The sequence below is a fragment of the Phaeobacter italicus genome, from assembly GCF_001258055.1.
GTDB classification, from domain to species: domain Bacteria; phylum Pseudomonadota; class Alphaproteobacteria; order Rhodobacterales; family Rhodobacteraceae; genus Phaeobacter; species Phaeobacter italicus.
The window spans coordinates 1-17,765 of sequence record NZ_CVRM01000018.1; the positions used below are offsets into that span (position 1 = coordinate 1).

Genomic DNA, 17,765 nt, shown 5'->3' on the forward strand with positions numbered 1-17,765 from the left:
AAACCCGGTATCGCGAAGGGGCGTCAGTTCCTGGGCGCGATACCTCCCGCAAGGGAGACGCCAGCGTAAGACCGGCCCCCACCGTGGGGCATTGGGCGAGACGCTGGTGCGAGTTTGTGGGACGCGATCCAACTGCCAAAGTTGGCCCTGGAGAGTTTGAGAGGCCGGGAGGACCTTTCATTCCGGCGCGCATTGCGTCGGACGGAGTTCGCCATCGGCTGAGGCCCTGCCTCAAGGAGATCGCACGCAAAGCTCGGAACCGTAGGTGGAGAGTTTGCATAAGTGCGCCCTTGTCCTTTACAGGCCTACGGGTAAGCGCTATCGCTGGTTGTGGCAAGCCTAACCTTTACACCTGCCTTCTTTGAAGTGGATTCCCGAATTGGCCGAGACTGAGCTTGAACGCGCCGAGAAACGCTATGCCCAGGCCAAGGCCCGCCTTCAGGCTCTGAAGAACCGGGAAGCCACCAGACAGCGCAAGCTGGATACCAGGCGCAAGGTGATCCTGGGCGGGGCGCTCATGGACCTGGCGGAACGGGATTCCAATGCTGCCGCGATGCTCGACCGGCTGATCCGCAACCTCTCCCGTGAACAGGATCGCAAAGCCTTCGCGGAGTGGGACGCCCCCTCCCCTGCCACAAGCGATGAGGGCGCGCCCTGATGCGGCGCGTGATGCTCGTCTTCGGGGGTCTGTTCCGCTTCTTCGGCCGGTTGATCGTCACGCCCATCCTGTTGGGCTGGTTGATCGGAGCGATGGCCTTTGGGGCGATGCTCGGCTCACTGGTGGCCACGCCATTCATCTTCGCCTTCTTCGACCAGACGCCCGGCGAAAGCGCCTGGCAATGGCTGGTATTCGGTCCCTTCATGTTCATAGGCGCTGTCTTCGGGTTTCAGTACTGGCGCATGGCCTCCGGGGCTGATGCCTATTTCGGTCTGACCGGTGACAGCCACGGCTCGGCGCGGTTTGCGAACCGGAAAGAACTGAAGAAGCTGGAGCGGGGCAAAGGACATGAAGATGCCGGTCTTTTGATCGGGCGCAACCCGCACACGGGACGGCTCTTGCGCTATGACGGCCCGGCCCATCTGATCACTCTCGCCCCGACACGGGCAGGCAAAGGCGTCGGCACCGTGATCCCGAACCTGCTGGCGGCGGAACGCTCGGTTCTGGTGATCGACCCCAAGGGCGAGAACGCCCGGATTGCCAGGGAAGCCCGGCGGCGGTTCGGAACGGTCCACGTCCTCGATCCCTTTGAGGTCAGCGGCCATCCCTCTGCGGCCTACAACCCTCTCGACCGGTTGACCCCGGGCAGCCTCGATCTGAGCGAGGATGCCGCCTCCCTGACAGAGGCGCTGGTCATGGACCCGCCGGGTCAGGTGACGGAGGCGCATTGGAACGAGGAGGCCAAAGCCATCCTCGGCGGGCTGATCATGTTCTGCGTCTGCCACGAAGATCGCGACCGCCGGTCGCTCGCCACCGTCCGGGAATATCTCACCCTGCCCCCGGAAAAACTCCGGGCGCTGTTGGAGCTGATGCAGGAAAGCGACGAGGCGGGCGGGTTGATCGCCCGCGCAGCCAACCGCTTCCTTGGCAAGGCGGATCGGGAAGCCGCCTCGGTTCTGTCAAACGCGCAACGCCATACGCACTTCCTGGACAGTCCACGGATCGCGAAGTGTCTGGCGCGCTCGGACTTCGCCTTCTCCGATCTGCGCCACCGGATCACCTCCGTCTTCCTCGTGCTGCCACCGAACCGGATGGACGCCTACAGCCGCTGGCTGCGCCTTCTGGTCTCTCAGGCTCTCCAGGACATTGCACGGGACGCTGAGGCCCTGACGGCCACCACAGGCGCTCAAAGCGCATCTCAGAGGCTTTCGTCCCCCACCCTCTTCCTCCTCGATGAATTCGCCGCTCTTGGCCGTCTTGAGGCCGTAGAGCGCGCCATGGGGCTTATGGCAGGCTACGGGCTTCAGCTCTGGCCGATCCTGCAGGACATGAGCCAGCTCAAGGACCTCTATGGCGAACGTGCAGGCACCTTCATCGCCAATGCCGGGGTGCAACAGGTCTTCGGGGTGAATGATTTCGAGACGGCCAAGTGGCTGAGCCAGATGATCGGCCAGGAAACCGCCGGGTTCCAGACTGACAGCTTCAAGCCCGGTGACGGTCCCAGTTTCTCGAACAACCTCACGGGCCGCGATCTGCTGACTCCCGATGAAATCATGCAGCTTCCCCCGGATCGTCAGCTCCTGCGCGTTCAGGGGCAGGCCACCGCTATCGCCCAAAAGCTGCGTTACTACGCCGATCCTGAATTTGCTGGGCTGTTCACGCCAGACGCCCGATAACCTGAAAGCAATTCGCCATGTCTGATACACCTGCCTCCCCTGCCCCGCTTTCAGACGATGATCTGCGCGAGACGCTTGATCTTCTCGCCACGGCTGTCGCCAGCATCTCGGATCGGGTGGACGATCAAACCCGTGTGCTCGACCGTGTAAACAAGACGGCGACGGAAGCCCGCTCTGCCGCCTTCGCAGCGCAAAAGCAAACCGACCCGGAACACTACGGTGAGATTGTCGGCGTAACCATCGATGGCAGGATCGGCGACACCCTGACCCGTGTTAGTCAGATGGCCGGTGATCTGCTCCGGGCCTCCAACCATACCCAGGAAGTTCTCAGGAAAACCGAACAGGCAAAGTCGGACACCATGCGCCAGCTTTGGGAACGGGAACAAAAGCTGGATCGCTTCAAAAGCCGTCTTCCATGGTTAGGTCTGGGTGCTGTCGTTCTGGCTCTTGTCCTGACGGTGACGCTTCCTCGTTTCTTAGCCAGCAACGTTTCCATGTGCGCTGTCCTAGGAGCGTCTTGGACCACGACGACCACGGGTGTCGATGCTTGTGTGTTCTACCAACGGTGAGCGGTGATGCGCTGGTAGTGATCGGTTCAGCTTGAGAAGCTGGGTGTTATATATGTGTTAGAATCTGTGTTACGATGCTTCAAAATAGGCTTAGAGGTTTGAAAACTAATAGAATTTCTTGATAGCCGGTAACTAATAACACGAATCTCGGTAACTAAAATCCTGCTTTCGGTAACTGATAACACGAATCTTGACTGCGGTAACTAAAACCACGAATGTCGACTCATGGTAACTGATAACACGAATGCTCTCGCCCCGCTGCTGCCGGATCGCCATCCGCAACATGATCTGTTCATCTGTGATGTGGCTGACGCTGTCCTGAAGGACGTCATGCAACACATGGAGCATCCGTTTTATTCCCTCTCAAAGAAACCTGAGACGACGATCAAGCGCTATGAGAATGGCGATAAGTGGCTGCAGATTACGCCGAGTGTGAAGGGCTTAGCGACGATCTACGACAAGGACATTCTGATCTACTGTATCAGCCAAATCATGGCGAAGCTGAAGGAGGGCGAAGCCGTTTCGCCCCGTGTCCGGATTAACTCCAGAGAGCTGCTGATTTTCACAAACCGGGGTACAAGTGGCCGGGAATACCAGTCCCTGCTCGATGCCCTTGATCGCCTTGAAGGTACGCGGATCAGGACAAACATTGTCACTGGCGATGAAGAGCAAGTCGATGGATTTGGCCTGATCGACGCTTCTTCGATCCGCCGAAAGCACGGTTTGGACGGGCGTCTCTTATGGTGTGAAGTGAAGCTGTCAGACTGGGTTTTCAACGCAATCCGGAACGAAGAGGTACTGACTCTCCACCGGGACTACTTCCGCCTGCGCAAGCCCATTGAAAGACGGGTGTACGAGATCGCCCGGAAGCATTGCGGGCAGCAGAAAACCTGGCGTATCACGCTGGCCAAGTTGCTGCTTAAGACCGGGTCGCAAAGCCCACAGAAGCGCTTTCGGCAGATGATCCGGCAACTCGCAGAGCATGACCATTTGCCAGATTACCATGTTACCTTTGAAGGTGAAGCTGACATGGTGGTGTTCACTAATCGCGGCACGATGGCCCCTGCCCAGCTTGTTGAAGGCAGTATTCCACCGCTGCAGTCCGATACCTACGAAGAAGCGCGCAATGCAGCGCCCGGTTGGGACGTTCGTTTCCTGGAACGAGAGTGGCGTGACTGGTGTGTTGAGCCGCCCCGCAACGCTGACCGCGCTTTCATTGGGTTCTGCCGAAAGTGGTTTGAGAAGCGAGGCAGGCCCTGAGATTAAAAACCGGTTATAGAAATAAAACCGGTAATGGATTTAATTCCGGTGTTGGATTTATTTCTGGTATGAGATATAAAACCGGTAACAACTAAATGGCAGGATCGAGCAATGCCCGTCATCGTTATGGCAAGCCCCAAAGGTGGGGTTGGAAAATCGACATGCGCCGTTCTTCTCGCGTCTGAGTTCGCCCGCATGGGCGCGGATGTCACGGTGCTTGACTGTGACCCGAACAAGTCTCTTACCCGGTGGGCATCTCATGGCGCGCCTTCCGGTGTGACCTTGAAGAGCGATGTTGGTCGGTCAGAGATCGTTCCGACCATCCGGAGCGCGGATGGTGACGGCAAGATCGTCATTGTGGACCTCGAAGGGGTCGCCTCACAGCTCGTCAGTCGCGCCATCTCCCAAGCGGATTTGGTGATTGTCCCGATGCAGCCGACAGCGCTGGACGCGGAGATCGGCTCCGAAGCGTTGGCGTTGGTTCGCGAAGAGGAAGAAGCGCTTGGGCGGTCAATCCGGCATGCTGTGGTGCTGACCAAGACCAGCGCAGCCGTCAAAAGCCGCGTCCAGAAGGAGTTGGAAGAACAGCTCAGTGGGGCCGGGATCGACGTGATCGAGCCGTCCCTAGTAGCGCGCGCTGCGTTCTCGGAACTGTTCGCTTATGGGGGCGATCTGACAGCGATGATGAACGACCCGGAAATGGTTACGGGTGGCAAGGTAGATAAGGCGTTGGCAAACGCTCAGGCATTCACGGAGGCGGTTTATGAGCGGCTCAAATAGGCTTGCGGGGCTGACAGCCCGTCCGAAAGGGACGACCGTTGAGGATGTCCGGCGCGTTGATGAGGTTGGAGAGGCGAGGGGGTTCCTAGACCGTACCCCCCGCAAGAAGCCTGGGCGCAAACCCAGCCCACGAACTTGGCAACTTCACCCTAAAGTGTTTCCCGAAGTAGGAGAGGCTATAGCCGTTGAAGCGGAGAGGCTTGGCATCACGCAAGGACAACTCGTTGAACAGATGTGGGAAAGCTATCTCAAAGCCCGATAGTAACTCAGTCTCACTCAAATAGTGCAACAGTCTTGGCGCGTTGTATTTATTTCGCTTCTCACTGCCGGGCTCTTCGACCCCTTGGCGATCAAAGCCAAGAACATGGTCATGGTCGCTAGGGTAAAACTATCTAAGAAAGTTTGACCTATGGGGAAGAACATGACATGAACATGAATCAAAGTGCAGCACAATGCTGCATAGTGAGGCAGAGTTCAAAATGAGCAAAAATCACCGCATATCCATCGGTCTTACCGATCAAGAGTTCGACGATTTGCAGAAAATCGCAGAGGCACATCGTGTGTCGCTCGCTTGGGTAGGTCGCCAGGCGATTTCAGAGTTTCTCTCCGCTTACCAGGAAAACAAGAACCCGTCGCTTCTCCCACTTCGTGAAGCGCAGAAAGGACAATAATGAAAACTACAAACGCTGCGCATGACGATGTTATGGAAGCTCTCGACGCTGAGCTCGCAAAAGAAGATCAGCCTAAAGTCGATCCCCGAAACAAACTTAATGAGCTGACTGCGAAAGAGTGGATTGTTGAGACAATTTCAGTATGGAACCAAAGAGGCTTAGGGGCAGGGCACCCTGATGCCAAGATTGAACGCCAGCACCCCGCACCATTTTCTTTTACAGATGTAGGCCGCTTGATCCGCTACTTCACTAAGAGCGGTCAGACTGTCCTTGACCCTTTTGTGGGAGTTGGATCGACGCTGAAGGCGTGTGCAGTTGATCGCCGAAAGGGCATAGGGATTGAGCTGAACCCGCAGTTCGCTGAGCTTTCTCGTGAGCGCTTGGACACTGAAATCGGGGATATGCTTTCAACGGTAGAGGATCAGCGGATTCTTGAAGGAGATGCTCGAGACGTTCTTCCGACCATTGCAGATGAAAGTGTAGATTTTGTTGTCACATCTCCACCCTATTGGTCGATCCTGAAGAAAGAAGATCATAAGGTTCGCCAAGAGAGACTAGCCAACGGGTTGTCAAAAGACTACGGGGACGATCCCCGAGATTTGGCGATGATCGAAGATTATGAAGAATTTCTAGAAGAGCTCACACGCCTCTTCGGGGAATGCGCCAGAACTCTGAAATCTGGAAAGTACATGGCAATCATTGTCAGCGACTTCAGAGATAAATCTCGCTACATAATGTTCCATGCTGATCTTGCTCGTTCTCTTGAAAAAGTCGGGATGGAGATGCGGGGGCTCAAAGTGCTCTATCAGCGACACAAGAAAGTGTTCCCGTATGGATACCCGTATTCTTACGTCCCCAACATCCACAACCAATACATCTTGATCCTTCAGAAGCCAAAGAAGGCTGAACCGAAACCTAAAAAAACCAGGAAAGCAGCCGCGAAGAAAGACGTTTCGGCCAAGGCTAAGGGGAAATGATGGAAGAAAAGATCGTAAATGGCGATTGCATAGAAGGCATGAACGCACTGGATGAAGGCTCGTTCAACCTTATCATCGCCGACCCACCGTACAACTTGAGCAAAGATTTCGGAGTATACAAAGAGGACGAGAAGAGAGCTGAGTGGAAGGATTGGTCGCGCGAGTGGTTAGCATCGGCGCACCGTGTGCTTTCTGATCAAGGAAATATTTTTGTCTATGGAATCCATCATCATCAGTGCTGGATTCAATGCATCATGTATGAGCTCGGATATGTCTATCGGCGGCAGATCATTTGGCACTATGAGAATGGATTTGCTGGCTATGGAAAGCGTTCTTTGAATGCATGCTACGAACCTCTTCTCTGGTTTTCGAAAACCAAGAAAGAATATATTTATCATGAAGTTAGAGAGCCATATAAGAGCCAGGATAGATTGAAGCACAAGATCACTAAGAATGGTAAGGTCTGGACACCACATCCTGACGGTCGGATGGCAGGCGATGTCTGGAATTTTCCGGTGCTAGCTGGTCGTAGGTTCAGAGATGAAAAGGTAGACCATCCGACACAAAAACCGCTTTCGATCTCTCGACGGCTAGTTAAGCATTTTTCCAACCCTGGCGACACGGTGCTTATACCATTTGTAGGTAGCGGCAGCGAGTGTGTCGCGGCGAAACTCGAAGGCCGAGGCCATGTCGGTTTCGAGCTGAATAGCGATTATGTAGAGATCGCCAATGGGCGTTTGCGGGAGGTTGACCTAGACCTCGCCCAAGCGGCTACTTAAACGGGCGATAGGCTCCAAGATAGGGCTCTAGGTCTGGCATTTCTGGTATTAGTTCCTTGAGAGATGGTAGAAGGTCTGTTGATCCAGATGTGGTTGTAAACAGATCATCTGGCATTTTCTCAAGGGATCGAAAATGCCATCCGAGAATGAAGAGCGAAGCGAGTGTTAGGGATCGGCACTGTATACCGAGGACGTTCTCGATGTCGTCAATTACTTGGTAATACTCCACTCTCACGTTTGGAAATGAGCTGATCACCGAGACCGGCACAATTTCGGGCATGGGAACACCAAACCGATTATGAAGAACGGCTATATCTTCTAGCAAAGCTCTTGGTGATTCCAGTACGTTGGGGCTGGTCTCAATTTCAACCACACCAATTTGGCCGGATGGGAACCTCAGCAACCCGTCCATTCTCACATTGGTGTCGCCCTTTCTTCTTATGTTTGCGGCTACCCCACAGGATAAGAAGATGTTCCTAACAAGCCGAGTCGTTTGGGTATCATTCAGGGCGGCGATAATTTCTGGAAGGTTCGTTAAGAAGTGGCCGCCTGAAGCAGAAAGAGAGCCTTGTTTCTTCGCTTGAGTGTGTGTTGTGCCAGTTTCGGCTGGAACAGTGACGTGATCGAGATCGTCGGTTTCGACCTTAGCTGTGCCATCCACATTGAGTGTGATAGCACCATATGGGCATTGCAATGCACAAAGGCCACAGCCGACGCATCGCTCATTGTCGATCTCGACGGTTTCACCACCTTCTTTCCAGTTAATGGCGTTTACTGGGCAAACTTCTTGAGAAGGATCACCTGGAAATGCGCTGAGTTCGCCGCCAAGGTCGAAATTTTGTTCCTTGAGCTCGATGCATGGCGCATCGTGACATCCTAGACATGTAGCGTTTCCGGATTTTCCACCATCCATGTGCCAAACAGATCGGGTGTTGGGTGAAACGTGAATGGATTCCAGTGTGCCACCTGGTGAAAGCAACCGTCCTTGGCGTCCGAGTTCTCTCTTGTGGCGAAGGACATCAGACATTGAGGAATCCTTTCAATTCAGAAAGCTGGTCCTCGGCGACCGACACATCTTCAACAACTGCTTTGAGAGCAAGAAAAGATAGGGTTTTCAGGTCGAGAACTCCGATTTTGAATCCAAAGGCGGCATGAACATCGTCGATAAGCATAGACATGTCGCCTCGTTCGTTTGGTATTTGATAGCCAACGACAAGAGTGGAGAGTTCATGACGGGTTTCGAGCCCACCTCTCGATAATAGTATCACTTTGTTTTCAATAGCTTGTCGTATGGCCTTTGTTGACAGGAACAGCTCTTCAGTCGGGGACTTGATCTCAATGGGGAGCGCTAAATCGTGGAGCCAAACGCAGGCGTCCCAGCGTTGATAATTGACGCCTGCACGAGAGTAGTCGCTTGGAAAGCCCATTAATCGAAAGAGCTGTGTAACCAGTGGGTAGAACAGCGTTTGAGTGTTTTGACGGCGAGATTCCGCGAACACGGTCGCTGCGGCGTCTAGGGTAGGTGTGGACTGAACAAGCTCTTCAAGTTCGCGGCGCAACCCCGCAAGATCCTCATCTTCGTCGTCGGTTTGAGCTTCGACATATTTCGGGGCAACGAACAAGTGCTCTCTTGAGCCACGGCCAACTTCGATACCATCCAATTTTTCTTGAGCGTGCCGTTCCGCAGGCGAAGCGTCAGGGGTCGGGAAAATTGAGGATGAGTCTGCGACAGATAGGGACTGGAAAGGGGAGAACAGTATTGGCTTTTCGATGGGAACCTGAAGCGCATTCAAGGCGCTATGCACGAGCTCTCGATCCGCGCGCAATTCGGCTTCTACAGACGCCAGATCAAAGCCAGAGCGTTCCATCATGGAGAAATGTGCCTGGCGGGAAAGCGCCCGTTTCTGATTGAAGTCGAGACTGTCAACTTGGTCTGTTCGGAGATCAACGGCATCCAAAAGACTTAATGCACGGGCTTTCCCATGAGGGGTTAAGCGATGAATCTCGAACGTCTTTTTGCTGCTTCGGTAAGGCTCTTTGTCTTTTTCTGTCCAGCCAAGGTCGCGGAGAACAGCAAGCGGCCACCTGGTGTAGTTGCGCAAGGTGTTGATCTGGATTCCGCGCTCTTCTTTGAGCTCTTCGAGCGCGGATTTTATGTGATCAGGAGTTTCGCGCAGGGCATTAACCTTTGCTGCAAGAGCGGCAAGGGCGTCCGGAGAGCGATCTGTTGAAGCGCTAAGTGGCGCCACAATCATTTCGTCTCTTGAGAGGCCGCCGTTGCAAGCAAGCATGGTCTTGAGGATCGTAGCGAATGGTCGGATATAGTGCTCGCCGCGGAGGTCAAGGACGTGACTCGGGTAGGCAATGCCGAGGACAGTCTCTTCAAGAAGGGGTTGCCATTGGCGACCGGCAGCGACGACTTGCTCGCCTAGAAGTGTGAATGTGTAGTTCAGCGCCGATGCTTCTGTTGACCTAAGCCACCCCAATGAGCGGAAGAGTTCCGCATACATCTTTAGTTGGTTGTAGAGCGGGTCACGGCTGCGATCTTGACGTGTTGACCGAGCGATTGCCTCACCGCCCATATGTCCCGATGATGTGGCCAGGTTAGCCTCGACGGTGGCTTGTACAATGTTGTCTAAATCAACAACCTGACCTCGGAAACGATTGAAAGCAGCGGCATAGACCGCCACAAAGTTTGAGAGGGTGGAACCAGGGTTGGGAAAGCGGAGCATGTCACTTGCCCCCGCTTTTTGCCGAAATATCAGCCAATAGCTCGGATGGCTCTACATCAAGCGCTTCGGAAATTCGTAGAAGGTTCTTAAAGCCCAGATTGCGCTCACCGCGCTCGACGCCGCCTACATAAGTTCGATCAAGGCCGCAGGCGTCCGCGAAACTTTCTTGAGAAAAGCCTCTAGCGCTTCGTAGCTCCCTAATCGTGGTGCCAAGTTTTTGTAATTGCGTTATAAATTCATGATCGTCCATCAAGCGAAAATGCCTGAGTCGACGTCAATGAGTCCACGGACTTTGAGTATCTTTTAGGTGGTAGCTTAAGCCCGTCGCACCGTCCGCTCGCTTACCTTGAACAGCCGTGCGATCTCGGAGACGTGGCGATGTTCATCATCGCGCATGCGGCGCACTTCGGCCCTCTGGGCGGCTGTGAGGGCAGGGGGGCGGCCACCGACCCGCCCGCGCGCTTTGGCGGCCTGTAGCCCCTCTCTCGTGCGTTCCGCGATGCGCTCACGTTCGAATTGGGCGATGGAGGCGAAGACGTGGAAGACGAGCCGGCCGGCCGGCGTTGTCGTGTCGATGTCTTCAGCCAGGGAACGGAAGCCTGCGCCGCGATCTTTGATCGTTTCCACCAGATCGAGCAGATCACGCAGGGATCGGGCGAGCCGGTCATACTTGGTAACGACCACCACATCGCCTGGGCGGAGCTGATCGAGCAGCGCGTCGAGCTCGGGGCGATCCCGCCTCACACCGCTGATCTTGTCTGCGAAGATGCGTTCCGCACCGGCCGCTTTCAGGGCGTCGGTTTGAGCATCGAGGTTTTGATCGTCTGTCGAGACGCGGGCATATCCAGTGATCATGCCCTATCGTGACAAAAACCTGCCAAAACCGCAAAGGTTTTGCCGAGGGTTTTTGTCCTTATCAACAGCTTGTTTTTTGGTGACTTGCCATCTTGTGACAAAAACGACCGTTTATGTCCTGCACGGGCAGGGCGTAACCGCCTGCTCAGTCGGTTCTTTGCTCGTAGGCTTCTAACATCGGCTGCGATTTGAAGATGCAGGCGAAGAGGATGGTGACGGAGTGCTGTAGCAGATCACGGCTGCGCTCGGGCTCGAAAAAGCGTCCGTTGAACTTTCCCCCGTGGAAGAGATTGTTCCGCACCCGCCGGACATAGAGCAGGATGCGGTCGTTTTCGTTCTCTGCCTCGGGCACCACGTCCCGCCATTGAAGAGCCCCGTCCACATAGACCTGCTTCTTCGGCGGACGCTCCAGCATGTAGGCAACCGCCGCCGCAACATCAGCGTCCGCGCCATTAGACAGGGATGACAGCTCACGGGCAAAGCGAGTCCAATCTGGAGTCGCGGCGTTGCCCGGCCCGGCGTAGCAATAACCGGTCGCCTTCAGGCAGTACTCGCACTGCGCAAAGACACGAAAAAGCTCTGAGGCGAGGTCTCGCATTTCGTCATCGTAGGCCATGCACAACACATAGCAACGCCTGTGGCTCTTGTCCCCATCCGACGATCACGCCCGCCGCACGGTCTTCCTCCTCACCCTGAACAGGGCAGCGATGTCGGGCAAAGGTAGTCAACACATGTCGTACTAAGCTGTCCATCCGGCGAGGTGCATGCAGATAAGCCACCAAAACTCAGACGTTTCTGTCACCGTCGATAACGACCTTTTTGGACCGGCGCTTTCAAGGTGACCTTCCACCGCCTGCTTTGTAGGATCACCAAACAGGCAACGCATAGATCAAAGGTATTGGGCATGTATCACCCCGGCGGAACGATTGAAAAAGCAGTCAATGAAATCTCCAAGAACAACTATGTCCTACCCGCCATCCAACGCGAGTTCGTGTGGCGTCCGGAACAAATCGAGCGCCTTTTTGACAGCTTGATGCAGGGCTACCCATTTGGGGCCTTCCTCTTCTGGAAGGTTCAGCCTGAAACAGCAACTGAATTTCAGTTTTACGATTTCGTCCGAAATTACAATGAATTCAAAGGGGTACACAGCCCAAAGGTAGAGGTTCCTAAGGGCCTAGGAGTAACCGCCGTACTCGACGGACAACAACGCCTCACCGCTCTGAATATTGGTCTACGCGGGTCGATGCGATTGAAGCTCAAGGGAAAGCACAAGAAAAACCCGGAGGCTTACCCGGTACGTTACCTATACATCAACCTACTGCATGACGGCAGCGAGACTGAAAACGGGGTTTTCTACGAGTTTAAATTTTTGGAGCCTCAAGCGGCTGAAAACGATCAGGAAAAATGCTGGTTTCAGGTCGGAAAAATTCTGGATTTTTCCAGTCTGGCTGCGATCCCCGATCTTGTTGAAGAAGAATACGATTTCGACAAGGAACAGAGGAAAACTGCCCGAACCACTCTTAATCGCCTCTTTGAGGTAATTCGCTCTAACCCGAATGTGGCATACTACGAGGAAGCCTCTCAAGAGCTGAACCGTGTTCTCAACATTTTCATCCGCCTCAACTCTGGTGGGACGATTTTGAGTTACTCCGACTTGCTGCTTTCCATCGCCGTTGCCCAATGGACAGAACTGGATGCGAGAGAAGAGATTCATTCATTGGTGGATACGCTGAATGACATAGGCGCTGGTTTCAACTTCAGCCATGACTTTGTCCTTAAGGCTGGTCTGATGCTGTCAGACATCGCCAGCGTCGGCTTCAAAGTTGACAACTTTTCCAAGAAAAACATGGTGCTTCTGCAGGACAACTGGCCAGCAATTCGATCTGCCCTCACTCGCACCGTTCAACTGGCGTCAAGCTTTGGGTTGTCTGGAGCCAATCTCCGAGCTGAAAGCTCACTACTTCCGATTGCTTACTACCTGTACAAAATCGAAAGCCCAGAGGGCTTTGAAATCAAAGGTAAATATAAGAAGGATCGTGCTGCCATACGGGACTGGTTGTTCCGCTCCCTACTGAAACCATCTGGTATCTGGGGCAGCGGTCTAGACACCCTGTTGACCGCGTTGCGCGATGTACTGAAGAAAACGCCCGACACGGCATTTCCCTCCACCGCTCTTGCCTCCGTCATGTCTAAACGAGGCAAACAGCTCTCGTTCAGCGATGATGAAGTGTATGAATTGCTAGACATGAGCTATGGCGACAAGCGGACTTTCTTGCTGCTTTCAATGCTCTTCCCTCACGTCGATTTAAACAACCAGTTTCATGTAGATCATGTATTCCCAATTTCGCGCTTTACATCAAGCAAGCTGACGAAGGGCGGCTTCCCTGATGAAATTCAAGAAGAAATGAAGGATTGGGCAAACACAGTGGCAAACCTTCAACTTTTGGAAGGCCAGCTCAACAAAGAAAAAAATGCCACTCTTCCCAAGGCTTGGCTGAAGGAAAACTTCGAGAGCAAGAAGGCTAGGGCCAATTATTGCGATCTGCACTCTCTGGGTGACGTTCCCGACGATCTTGACGGGTTCATAGACTTCGCCAAGGCAAGATATGAACGGCTTTTTGAGGACCTCTACGTCGAACTTGGATCTTCAAAAGCCACATAGCGCAAGGAAACCCTGTATCCTGCCACACTCGAAAACCCGCCACGTACTTGGGCATCCAATGCCCGTCCGCGCGAAGCGCCGGGCCTGTCGGCGGGTGGCCTTCAGGTTGCCCGCCGACAGGTCACCCAAAAACCGCCCTTGCCAGGGTCACGTCAAAACACAAAGAAGGCCCCCGCCTGCTGACGGGAGCCTCGATCATTGCGGCGGTGCGGGCTGTTACTCGGCGGCCATCCGGTCGGCCTGCGCGGTGCGCTCCATGATGTAATCCACGGCCTTTTGCGCCTCGGACGCGGCGCGGAAGATCGCGCGGCTATCTTCCTTCATCGCCTCAAGCCATCCTTCGACATAGGCTGCGCTCTGGTCGAACTCAGGCTCCACCCCGATCTGTGCGCAAAGCATGCAGTTGCCAATCTCCGCGACCAGCTCCTCGAACGCGTAGGCCTTGCGGTCATTGAACCGGCCCAAACGGTCCAACCGCTTTGTCGCGCCTGTCCAGTGGATTGTCTCATGGGCCAAGGTGCCAAAATACCCAGCCGCCCGGTAAAATGTGCCAATCGGCGGCATGTGGATGCGGTCGGTCTTGATGTTGTAGTAGGCGCGCGGCTCCTCGGTAATGTCGATCTGCGCGCCGGTCGCGGCAAAAAATGCCTCCAGCTCGGGGTCGGCCACAGTGCCAAGATCGCGCGGCGGATCGGGCAGGATGTAGAACTCAGCGGGCAAGCCCTCGATCTGATCAGCGTTGAACACGCGGTAGGCCTTGGCATAGGGGATCTGGCGCTCCTCGCCGTTTTCGTCCTCGCGCTCGACGGTGCCGTATTTCACCACGGTTGCGGATTTCTCGCCCTTGCGGACATGGCCCCCAAGTTGCTTGGCCTGATTGAACGTCATCCAGCGGGCTGAGCTGTAATTCTTGGCCATCGCTGTCGCCCAAAGCATCAGGATGTTGATACCCCGATAGGCCTCGCCGTTGAACCGTTCCGGCAAACCGACTCCTGTCCCTCCGCCAGTCCACGGCTTGCGCCAGGGCGGCGTCCCCGCCTCGATCTGCGCGATGATCTGATTTGTAACATGGGAATAAACGTCCAACTTCTCTGCGGTCATTTGTGACCCTCCTTCGCGTGACGCGGGCCGGGTCTCTTCCCCTTTCCGCCGATGGGCGGGCCTTCCTGTTCTGATCTTTGGAATGCCCATGCATTCCGAAGGGCAGAGCAGGTAAGGGCAAAGCCCGTCCTGCGGCCTGGCGGGGCCGTGACAACCGGGTGGAGGGCGTGAATTTGGGAGGGAACCGCGCGCCTGCGCGTGGGAGGAACCAGAATTCTCGACCGGAACCGACGCCATCGGCGGCGCTTGCCGGTTTTCTCGGACCTGCCGGGATGACAGGCGGATCAACAGGATTTGAAAACGGTCAGGGTTGGGGTGAGCGGGCGTCAGCCCGTCGATCCCCTGCCCTGTCTATCGCTCAAAGCGAGACCGGCACCTTGCCGGGATCACTGAACTCTATCAGCTTTAAAGGCGTGAACCGAAGCGAAAGGCGGTCATAATCTTTTCAAAGTCTTAGGGTATTGTTCTGGGACAGGAGTTTCAAATGACAGCCGACGTACTAGGGCCAGACAACGCATTTTGGATTGATGGCGAATGGCTTGGTTGGGATAGCATTATCGACCCAGAAGAAACCAAGTACAGCCGTCTCGCTGAACTTGAGCGCGAGGCTGAACTACGCCTGAAATACCCGAACGCTGATCCAACTTTGGTCCCGTACTTTCAGGACCTGCTGACGCTTGCAGAAGCCTATTTCTGCGATACTGGACAGCACCTCAACGTCTACGGCGACATTGGTGAACTTTTCGGTGCGATCATGTATGGAATCAAACTTCACAAGAACCATGCCCAAGGCTCCGATGGTAGATTGGGAAACGACTTCGTTGAAATCAAAACAATCTCGCCGATCAACAGCAAAGAAAAGACCAGCGTGCGTCTCGACAGGCATTTCAGCAAACTGCTCGTCGTAAAAATTGACGATGACTTTGAAGTTTCGGGACGCCTCGTAAAGCGGGCCAACTTGCAAAAAAGAGCGGGCAACAGTCTCCGGCTATCATGGGCAAACATGCCCGAAGCCAACTGATCTGAAAATGTATGCCTCTCCAATAATATACTATTGAACGCATTGCTGAATTCCGCCACACTGAGACAGTCTCTCCTTTCTCAGTTTATGCGATGAACCAAACGACTGAACTCGAACTCAACGTGACCACCGAACAAGGCCTTCGGGCGCTTGCCGAGGAGGGGCATACGGTCGAAGTGCTGTGTAAAGCCGATCCTGAACGCAAAGGACCAAGCTGGTACGGTCTATGGATCATGCGGACGGTCGGAAACGATGGACAGGAGAAAATCCTTGTCACAGCCAGGACGCGCGTGACGCAGAACGCAATCAGAGTGCGCGAGTTCAAGACTGCAACTGGCGTTATTTCGTTCCTTGTCGATATTGGGTTCACACAAGCGAGCATTCCCATGAAGAACGGGGAAACGACCTCGCATCGCCTCGTCAGTGACTGAGGCCCGGATCGCGGTCGATGTCCCGATCTTTCTCGACCTCCTGATCCTTCTCCTGGTCGCGCTCGTCCTCGATCTCCAGCTTTTCGCGCGGCTTGTTCAGCACGTCTTTCAAGCGCTCGTTGACGGACGGCTTGCGCGCCTCGCGCCCTGTGTCCTCGCCCATGTCATACTCGCTGTGACCATCCAGCTTGTGAACCGCCGCCTGGCCATCGCGGCCCGCGTCCTTCTCCATGATCTCTTTCAGCCGCTCCCGCGCATAATTGCGGCCTTCCGGTTTCTGCGTGTCGTCCTGGTCCCGTGACCGGCCCACGACGCGCGCTAGACGCTCTCGGAAGTCTTCAGGATTTCGGTCGCGGTCTTTCGCCGTCGCGGCCCTGAGTGCTGCCAGACCGGCTGAGACACGGCCCTGCCCGGCCTCCCGCTCGGCCCCATAGGTCTCCCGCGCAATGTCCAGCCGTTCGCGCATTTCGCGGAACGCGACGCGGGCCTGGCGGGCGGCATGAACGACAGCCCCGCGTTCCGTGACCGGAACGTACTCCCGCCCCTCGCGCTCAGCCATCACCTTCGCGCGCCGCTCCATTGAATTGGCCGCTGGCCCCAGCTTCAGCTCCGGATCGCGGTCCAGTTCCTCGGCTGAGAGTTGATCGCCACGCTCCAGCGCTGCCTCCCGCTGCGCTTCAAGTGATCGGTGATCGACGCGCTCCACCTCCCCTGCCCGCTCCAGCGCGCGGTTCTGCAACTCGGCCCAGAGGCCGCGCATTTGCTCGATCTCGACACCGCCGGTCTTGGCGGAATCGAGCACCCGCGTCTTGGCTGTGAAGCCCTCGGGCTCCAGCTTGCGGGTGCTGGTCAGCACATGGGCGTGATGGTTGCGCTGGTCGCCCTCACGGTGCGGCGTATGGATCGCCACATCGACGGCCACGCCATAGCGGCTGACCAGCTCCTGGGCGAAGTCACGGGTGATCTGCGACCTGTCCTCGGCGCTGATCTCGGACGGCAGGGCCAGCTCCCATTCGCGGGCGGTGACGGAGTTGCGGCGGGTCTCGCTGGCCTCGACCTCGTTCCAGAGGCGGGAGCGGTCCTGCGCCCAATCTGGCGCATCTTTCGGGGTCAGGATGAAGGTCTCCTCGATGCCCTGTTTGCGGGTGTAATCGTGGATGCGGCCTTCACGCTGGCACTCGATGCGCTCGCCGACACGGTAGGCCGCCGCCGCCGTGGCGGAGCGTCCGGCGCTGCGTTTGATCGTCTTCACGGAGAGGTGGTAGCTGGCCATGCCGACTACCCCGCCCTGTGACGCAGACGATACCGACGCGCGCCGCTGCTGACCCCGGCCCATGCCCCAACATGGGCCTCCGGGTCAGCCGTCTTTTCCCCTATGGGTCGCGCCCCGCCTCGGCGCGATACGAGTGGAAAAGACAGCCCGCCCGAAGCGAGCCTCCGGCTCTCTGAGGCGCGGGCTTGCCAGTGATCTGCCCCCAGATCCCCAGCCTCATGGGGGGCGGGATATGGGGACAGATTACTGGCGGTTTGCCGGGGGCAAACCCGGTATCGCGAAGGGGCGTCAGTTCCTGGGCGCGATACCTCCCGCAAGGG

General features: G+C 55.8%; 18 protein-coding genes. 11 read left to right on the forward strand and 7 right to left on the reverse strand.

Annotated features, from left to right (window positions below; all coding sequences use genetic code 11):
• Positions 1 to 379 precede the first annotated feature (379 nt).
• The 8 genes from NIT7645_RS08520 (at position 380) to NIT7645_RS08555 (ending at position 7,370) form a co-directional block, all read left to right on the forward strand.
• A complete protein-coding gene (locus NIT7645_RS08520; protein ID WP_050686598.1) occupies positions 380 to 658 on the forward strand; it encodes a hypothetical protein in 279 nt (92 codons plus the stop codon).
• Positions 658 to 2,334 (forward strand): type IV secretory system conjugative DNA transfer family protein, encoded by a 1,677-nt coding sequence (locus tag NIT7645_RS08525; RefSeq protein WP_050686600.1) that lies wholly within the window; start codon positions 658 to 660, stop codon positions 2,332 to 2,334. The genes NIT7645_RS08520 and NIT7645_RS08525 overlap by 1 nt, the downstream gene beginning before the upstream one ends.
• A gap of 17 nt (positions 2,335 to 2,351) precedes the next feature.
• The gene (locus NIT7645_RS08530; RefSeq protein WP_050686602.1) at positions 2,352 to 2,903 is read left to right on the forward strand and encodes a hypothetical protein; all 552 of its coding nucleotides are present in this window, start codon (positions 2,352 to 2,354) and stop codon (positions 2,901 to 2,903) included.
• Between the two features lie 225 nt (positions 2,904 to 3,128).
• Positions 3,129 to 4,163, forward strand: a complete 1,035-nt coding sequence (locus tag NIT7645_RS08535; protein ID WP_050686604.1) for a replication initiator protein A — start codon at positions 3,129 to 3,131, stop codon at positions 4,161 to 4,163.
• A gap of 111 nt (positions 4,164 to 4,274) precedes the next feature.
• Positions 4,275 to 4,943, forward strand: a complete 669-nt coding sequence (locus NIT7645_RS08540; protein ID WP_050686606.1) for a ParA family protein — start codon at positions 4,275 to 4,277, stop codon at positions 4,941 to 4,943.
• A gap of 452 nt (positions 4,944 to 5,395) precedes the next feature.
• On the forward strand, positions 5,396 to 5,614 hold the full coding sequence (locus NIT7645_RS08545) for a hypothetical protein (protein ID WP_050686608.1): 219 nt from the start codon (positions 5,396 to 5,398) through the stop codon (positions 5,612 to 5,614).
• Positions 5,614 to 6,591, forward strand: coding sequence for a DNA methyltransferase (locus NIT7645_RS08550; RefSeq protein ID WP_207509048.1), 978 nt, complete (start codon positions 5,614 to 5,616; stop codon positions 6,589 to 6,591). Before NIT7645_RS08545 ends, NIT7645_RS08550 begins: the two co-directional genes overlap by 1 nt.
• Positions 6,591 to 7,370: a DNA-methyltransferase gene (locus tag NIT7645_RS08555; RefSeq protein ID WP_159420182.1), complete on the forward strand. Its 780-nt coding sequence runs from the start codon at positions 6,591 to 6,593 to the stop codon at positions 7,368 to 7,370. Before NIT7645_RS08550 ends, NIT7645_RS08555 begins: the two co-directional genes overlap by 1 nt.
• On the opposite strand, the gene NIT7645_RS19250 is transcribed toward NIT7645_RS08555, so the two are convergent.
• The 5 genes from NIT7645_RS19250 to NIT7645_RS08580 form a co-directional block, all read right to left on the reverse strand.
• Positions 7,363 to 8,397 carry a 4Fe-4S dicluster domain-containing protein gene (locus tag NIT7645_RS19250; RefSeq protein ID WP_207509050.1) on the reverse strand — a complete coding sequence of 345 codons (1,035 nt, stop codon included), beginning with the start codon at positions 8,395 to 8,397 and terminating at the stop codon, positions 7,363 to 7,365. The genes NIT7645_RS08555 and NIT7645_RS19250 overlap by 8 nt on opposite strands.
• The gene (locus tag NIT7645_RS08565) at positions 8,390 to 10,102 is read right to left on the reverse strand and encodes a hypothetical protein (RefSeq protein WP_050686614.1); all 1,713 of its coding nucleotides are present in this window, start codon (positions 10,100 to 10,102) and stop codon (positions 8,390 to 8,392) included. Before NIT7645_RS08565 ends, NIT7645_RS19250 begins: the two co-directional genes overlap by 8 nt.
• Before the next feature lies 1 nt (position 10,103).
• Positions 10,104 to 10,352: a helix-turn-helix domain-containing protein gene (locus NIT7645_RS08570; RefSeq protein ID WP_050686616.1), complete on the reverse strand. Its 249-nt coding sequence runs from the start codon at positions 10,350 to 10,352 to the stop codon at positions 10,104 to 10,106.
• Between the two features lie 65 nt (positions 10,353 to 10,417).
• Positions 10,418 to 10,957 carry a recombinase family protein gene (locus NIT7645_RS08575; RefSeq protein ID WP_050686627.1) on the reverse strand — a complete coding sequence of 180 codons (540 nt, stop codon included), beginning with the start codon at positions 10,955 to 10,957 and terminating at the stop codon, positions 10,418 to 10,420.
• A gap of 145 nt (positions 10,958 to 11,102) precedes the next feature.
• The gene (locus NIT7645_RS08580) at positions 11,103 to 11,573 is read right to left on the reverse strand and encodes a hypothetical protein (protein ID WP_050686629.1); all 471 of its coding nucleotides are present in this window, start codon (positions 11,571 to 11,573) and stop codon (positions 11,103 to 11,105) included.
• Between the two features lie 288 nt (positions 11,574 to 11,861).
• Here NIT7645_RS08580 and NIT7645_RS08585 point away from each other — a divergent pair, with 288 nt between their 5' ends.
• Complete coding sequence (locus NIT7645_RS08585; RefSeq protein WP_050686631.1) at positions 11,862 to 13,619, forward strand: DUF262 domain-containing protein; 1,758 nt, start codon at positions 11,862 to 11,864, stop codon at positions 13,617 to 13,619.
• Positions 13,620 to 13,835: 216 nt separating this feature from the next.
• Here NIT7645_RS08585 and NIT7645_RS08590 read toward each other — a convergent pair whose 3' ends face one another.
• Entirely contained in the window at positions 13,836 to 14,720 is an 885-nt protein-coding gene (locus tag NIT7645_RS08590; protein WP_050686633.1) for an ArdC family protein, read from the reverse strand.
• Between the two features lie 484 nt (positions 14,721 to 15,204).
• On the opposite strand from NIT7645_RS08590, the gene NIT7645_RS08595 reads away from it, so the two are divergent.
• Positions 15,205 to 15,741, forward strand: coding sequence for a hypothetical protein (locus NIT7645_RS08595; RefSeq protein ID WP_050686635.1), 537 nt, complete (start codon positions 15,205 to 15,207; stop codon positions 15,739 to 15,741).
• A gap of 92 nt (positions 15,742 to 15,833) precedes the next feature.
• On the forward strand, positions 15,834 to 16,172 hold the full coding sequence (locus NIT7645_RS08600; RefSeq protein WP_050686639.1) for a hypothetical protein: 339 nt from the start codon (positions 15,834 to 15,836) through the stop codon (positions 16,170 to 16,172).
• On the opposite strand, the gene mobQ is transcribed toward NIT7645_RS08600, so the two are convergent.
• Positions 16,162 to 17,445, reverse strand: coding sequence for a MobQ family relaxase (mobQ, locus tag NIT7645_RS08605; protein WP_050686641.1), 1,284 nt, complete (start codon positions 17,443 to 17,445; stop codon positions 16,162 to 16,164). The genes NIT7645_RS08600 and mobQ overlap by 11 nt on opposite strands.
• Between the last annotated feature and the right edge of the window lie 320 nt (positions 17,446 to 17,765).